Below are 4168 nucleotides of genomic sequence, written 5' to 3'. Positions count from 1 at the left end.
AGGTCATCGGCCGGGTCGTCGGTGGTCGCTAAGACCTCGATACCGAACCGCCGCAACAGCGCCCGCGGCCGATGATCATCGCGGCGCAGCTGGTCCGCGATCTGGTCATACAGCCGGTCCGCGTTGCCCGCATGCGGCCGCTCGGTGACCCCGAAGATCTCCACCAGCTCGCTGTCGAACCAGTACCGCACAGGGGTGCCCCGCAGCAGCTCCCAATTCTCGCAGAGCAGCCGCCACGCCTGCCGGGCCCGGTCCTCCGGCAGTGGCCCCTCCCCCACACCCAGCCGATCCAGCGAGATGCCGCCCGCGTGCAACAGCCTGGTCACATAGTGATCCGGCTGGATGAACAGGCTGGTCGGATCCGCGAACGGAGTGTCCTGCAGCAGCAACTGCGGATCCACGTGCCCGTGCGGAGACACGATGGGCCGTTCCCGCACCGCCGCGTACAACCGCCGGGCGATCTCCCGAACACCGGGCTCAGCGGGTAACAGACGGTCTGGATGCAGAGTCAGTGCGGCCATGGCCTGAGCGTGGGGCGGCCCGGGGATGGGTAGCAAGTGGTTGCCAACTGTTGCCCCCGGCAGCCAGACAACAACTGGCAATTCGTTGCCACTGCCGGTCGCTGGGGGAAACCATCTCGTAACTCATCTTGTCGTGATGTGGGTCACTCCGCTCCGGCAGGCCAAGCCAAAAGGAGAACAGCAGATGGGTTTGAGGACGATGCGCTCGGTGGTAGCGCTGGTCGGTGCAGCCGCGCTCACCGCCGGGCTCGCCGCCTGCGGCGGTGGTGACAACGGCGGCGGCGGCAGCAGCGGTGCCGGCAAGACGCTCCACATGCTGATCGGCGCCAACACGCAGTACCCCCAGGAGTTTGCGGCCTGGCAGAAGGCGATCAGCGACAAGTTCAAGGCACAGACGGGTGCCACTGTGCAATTCGAGACGTTTTCCAGCGCCAGCGACGAGCTCACGAAGATCCAGACCTCGATCGTGTCCGGCTCCGGCCCGGACCTGTACGCCGTCGGCACCACGATGACCCCGACCGCCTACTCGACCGGCGGGTTCGTGAAGCTGGGCGACGCCGAGTGGCAGAAGGTCGGCGGTAAGGAGCAGTTCGTGCCGGCCTCGCTGGGCATCTCCGGCCCGGACGACAAGAACCAGGTCGGCATCCCGTGGGTCACCCGGCCGTTCGTCATGGCCTACAACACCGACCTGCTCAAGGCCGCCGGGATCAGCAAACCGGCGACCACCTGGGACGAGCTGGCCCAGCAGGCCAAGCAGATGACCAAGAGCGGCCAGTACGGCCTCGCGGTGGCCTACAAGGACAACTTCGACCCGTGGAAGTTCGCCTGGCAGATGTCGATCCAGGCCGGCAACCCGCTCGTGGAGGGCAAGACGGCCCGCATCCAGGACCCGACCACCAAGAAGGCGTACCAGACCTACTTCGGCTGGCTCACCAACGACAAGGTGGTCGACCCGGCCGCCATCGGCTGGACGAACTCGCAGGCGGTCGCCGCGTTCGCCAAGGGCAAGACCGGCTATTTCATGCTGACGACCGCGACGTCCATCAAGACCCTGGACGAGGGCGCGATCAAGGGCAAGTGGAAGTACGCGCTGTTGCCAGCGGTGCCGCCCGGAGCGACCAGCCGCCCGGCGAATGGAGTAGACGCCGCCAGCATCCTGTCCGGTGACAATCTGCTCGTCGCGGACTACTCCAAGAATAAGGACCTGGTGTTCCAGTTCGTGAAGCTTCTCACCGACAAGGACACTCAGCTCGACTACTACCAGAAGACCGGCAACCTGCCGGCAAACGCCGCCGCGCTGCAGACCCTGCAGTCGGACGAGAAGCTGGCCCCGGTGGCCGAGGCGGCGAAGAAGTCGGTGGCGACCCCGTTCACCGGCGCCTGGTCGGACATCCAACTGGCGCTCACCAACGTGGCGGTGCAGTCGATTCCCGATCTGTCCAAGGGATCAGTCAGCGATTCGGCGCTCGACAGCCGGTTGGCCACGGCGCAGAAGACCGCCCAATCGGCGCTGGACCGAGCCAAGTAGGAAGTAACCGGTCATGACCGACGACAGCACGACTACCCGACCAACCCGATCCGGCTCGGCGGCTACCATAGCCGCCGGGCCCGGCCCGGCCCTCCAGGAACCGGCACCGAGCCGTCGGGAACGGCGCCGCCGCGGCGTCACCGAACGGCAGCGGCCGCTGTGGATGCTCATCCCCGGCGGGCTGCTGATGACGGTGATCATCCTCATCCCGCTGTTGCTGGCGATCTACATCTCGCTGATCGACCTCGACCAGTACACCCTGCGCCGGTGGCTGGACGCGGAATTCATCGGCCTGAAGAACTACGTCGAGGCGTTCCAGTCCGGCCTGCTGCACTCCATGTGGCTCAGCGTCTCGTTCGCCGTGATCTCCACCATCGCGACCATACCGTTCGGGGTGGCCGCCGCGGTGGCCACCCAGAACCGGTACCGCGGCCGCGCTGTGGTGCGGGCGGCGTTCCTGATCCCGTACGTGCTGCCGTCATTCGTGGTGGCCACGGTGTGGCGCACCATGCTGCAGCCGGACGGCATCGTCAACACCCTGTTGGGGAAGGTGGGCATCACCGGCGGGCTGTGGCTCTCCGGGCCGAAGTCCTACTGGACGCTGATCCTGGTGGAGATCTGGGCGGCCTGGCCGTTCATCTACCTGATGGCGCTCGCCGGGTTGCAGAGCGTCGACAACGAGGTGCACGAGGCCTCGGCGATCGACGGAGCGAACTGGTGGCCCAAGCTGACCCACGTCATCCTGCCGTACCTGCGCGGCCCGGTACTCCTGGCGTGCCTGCTGGCCACGCTCAACCACATCAACAACTTCACCCTTCCGTTCGTCCTGTTCGGTGCGCCCGCCCCGGACAGCGTCAACGTCATGCCGATGATCGTCTACGTGACCAGCTTCCAGAGCCTGCGATTCGGACTCAGCGCCGCGATGGCGATCGTGTCGCTGCTGCTCATCGCCATCCCCCTGTTCGCGTATCTGCGTGCGCTCCGCCTGGACGTGCATGAGGAAGGAGGCCGGCGATGACCGCCGCCATCGCAACCGCGCCAGCGGCTCCTGTCCCGACGCGGGGCAACCGCACCGCCGCCGGCGAGGCCCAGCGGCTGCTGCCCCGGCCGTTGCTCGTGATCGTCACCGTGATCCTGTGCGCGATGGTCCTGGTGCCCACCGCGTACATCGTGCTCGCGTCGCTGAACACCGACATCGGGGTGGCGGAGGGCCAGTTCTGGCCCAGCTCGTTCTCCCTCGAGAGCTACTCCAAGATCTGGACCACGGCGAACCTGTCCACCGGGCTGCTCAACAGCTTGGTGGTGTGCGGGTTCGTGGCGATCGCGTCCGCGCTGCTCGGCACCGTGACCGCGTACGTGCTGGTGCGCTACACGTTCACCGGCCGCCTCACGATCCTGCGCGGCCTGGTCGGCCTGCAGAGCATCCCGGGCACGCTGATGCTGCTGCCGGTGTTCGTGCTGTTCTCCTCGGCGGGCAACTATCTGGGAATCTCGGTGGTCGGCACGCGCTGGGGGTTGTGGATCGCGTATCTGACCTTCGCGCTGCCGTTCTCCACCTGGGTGATGGTCACCTACCTCCGCGGCCTGCCGCGTGAGCTGGAGGAGGCGGGCCGGGTGGACGGCGCGTCCACCCTGCGGATCCTGTTCCGGATCATCATGCCGCTCAGCCTGCCGGCGATCGTGGTATCCGGCATCTTCGCGTTCCTGCTGGGCTGGAACGACGTTCTGTTCGCGTCGGTGCTGACCCGGCCGGAGACGCAGACCGCCGCGGTCGCGCTGTCAACGTTCGGGGCGACCCAGGAGGGCGGCGCGCTGCCGGTGTACTCCCAGGTCATGGCCGCTGCACTGGTCTCCGCGGCACCCGTCGTACTGCTCTATCTGTTGTTCCAGCGCTACCTGGTCGGCGGCCTCACCGCCGGCGGCGTCAAGTGACGCCGTGACCACCGCGGCCGTGATCGGGTGTGGCGACGTGTCGGTCGTGCACCTCGAGGCGATCGGGAGCCTCACCGGCACCGACCTGGTCGGCGTCTGCGACACGGACCCGGCCAGGGCGGCGGTGGCGGCCGCGCGGTACGGCGTGCCCGGGTTCACCGATCACCGCGAGCTGATCGACACGCTG

Annotated in this window: 5 protein-coding genes; 4 read left to right on the top strand and 1 reads right to left on the bottom strand. The window is 67.3% G+C overall.

All coding sequences use genetic code 11. The features are described 5' to 3' along the window. Window positions 1-521, bottom strand: a 521-nt coding sequence (locus VGR06_RS23935; protein WP_327561356.1) for a glucuronate isomerase, incomplete at its 3' end; no start/stop codon positions are given. A gap of 184 nt (window positions 522-705) precedes the next feature. On the opposite strand from VGR06_RS23935, the gene VGR06_RS23930 reads away from it, so the two are divergent. The 4 genes from VGR06_RS23930 to VGR06_RS23915 all read left to right on the top strand — a co-directional run. After that, window positions 706-2049 carry an extracellular solute-binding protein gene (locus VGR06_RS23930; RefSeq protein ID WP_327561355.1) on the top strand — a complete coding sequence of 448 codons (1344 nt, stop codon included), beginning with the start codon at window positions 706-708 and terminating at the stop codon, window positions 2047-2049. Window positions 2050-2062: 13 nt separating this feature from the next. Beyond that, window positions 2063-3067 carry a sugar ABC transporter permease gene (locus tag VGR06_RS23925; RefSeq protein WP_327561354.1) on the top strand — a complete coding sequence of 335 codons (1005 nt, stop codon included), beginning with the start codon at window positions 2063-2065 and terminating at the stop codon, window positions 3065-3067. Then, a complete protein-coding gene (locus VGR06_RS23920; protein WP_327561353.1) occupies window positions 3064-3981 on the top strand; it encodes a carbohydrate ABC transporter permease in 918 nt (305 codons plus the stop codon). The genes VGR06_RS23925 and VGR06_RS23920 overlap by 4 nt, the downstream gene beginning before the upstream one ends. A 4-nt stretch (window positions 3982-3985) precedes the next feature. Continuing rightward, on the top strand, window positions 3986-4168 hold a 183-nt coding region (locus VGR06_RS23915; protein WP_327561352.1), incomplete at its 3' end, for a Gfo/Idh/MocA family oxidoreductase.

This window comes from Actinophytocola sp., from assembly GCF_036002505.1.
Classification (GTDB): domain Bacteria; phylum Actinomycetota; class Actinomycetes; order Mycobacteriales; family Pseudonocardiaceae; genus DASYTH01.
This window is presented reverse-complemented; position numbering and strand designations above follow the sequence as displayed.

Excerpts from the sequence above, each read along its gene's own strand:
- VGR06_RS23920 (WP_327561353.1), top strand. The coding sequence starts at position 3,064 with ATGACCGCCGCCATCGCAACCGCGCCAGCGGCTCCTGTCCCGACGCGG.
- VGR06_RS23930 (WP_327561355.1), top strand. The coding sequence starts at position 706 with ATGGGTTTGAGGACGATGCGCTCGGTGGTAGCGCTGGTCGGTGCAGCC.
- VGR06_RS23925 (WP_327561354.1), top strand. The coding sequence starts at position 2,063 with ATGACCGACGACAGCACGACTACCCGACCAACCCGATCCGGCTCGGCG.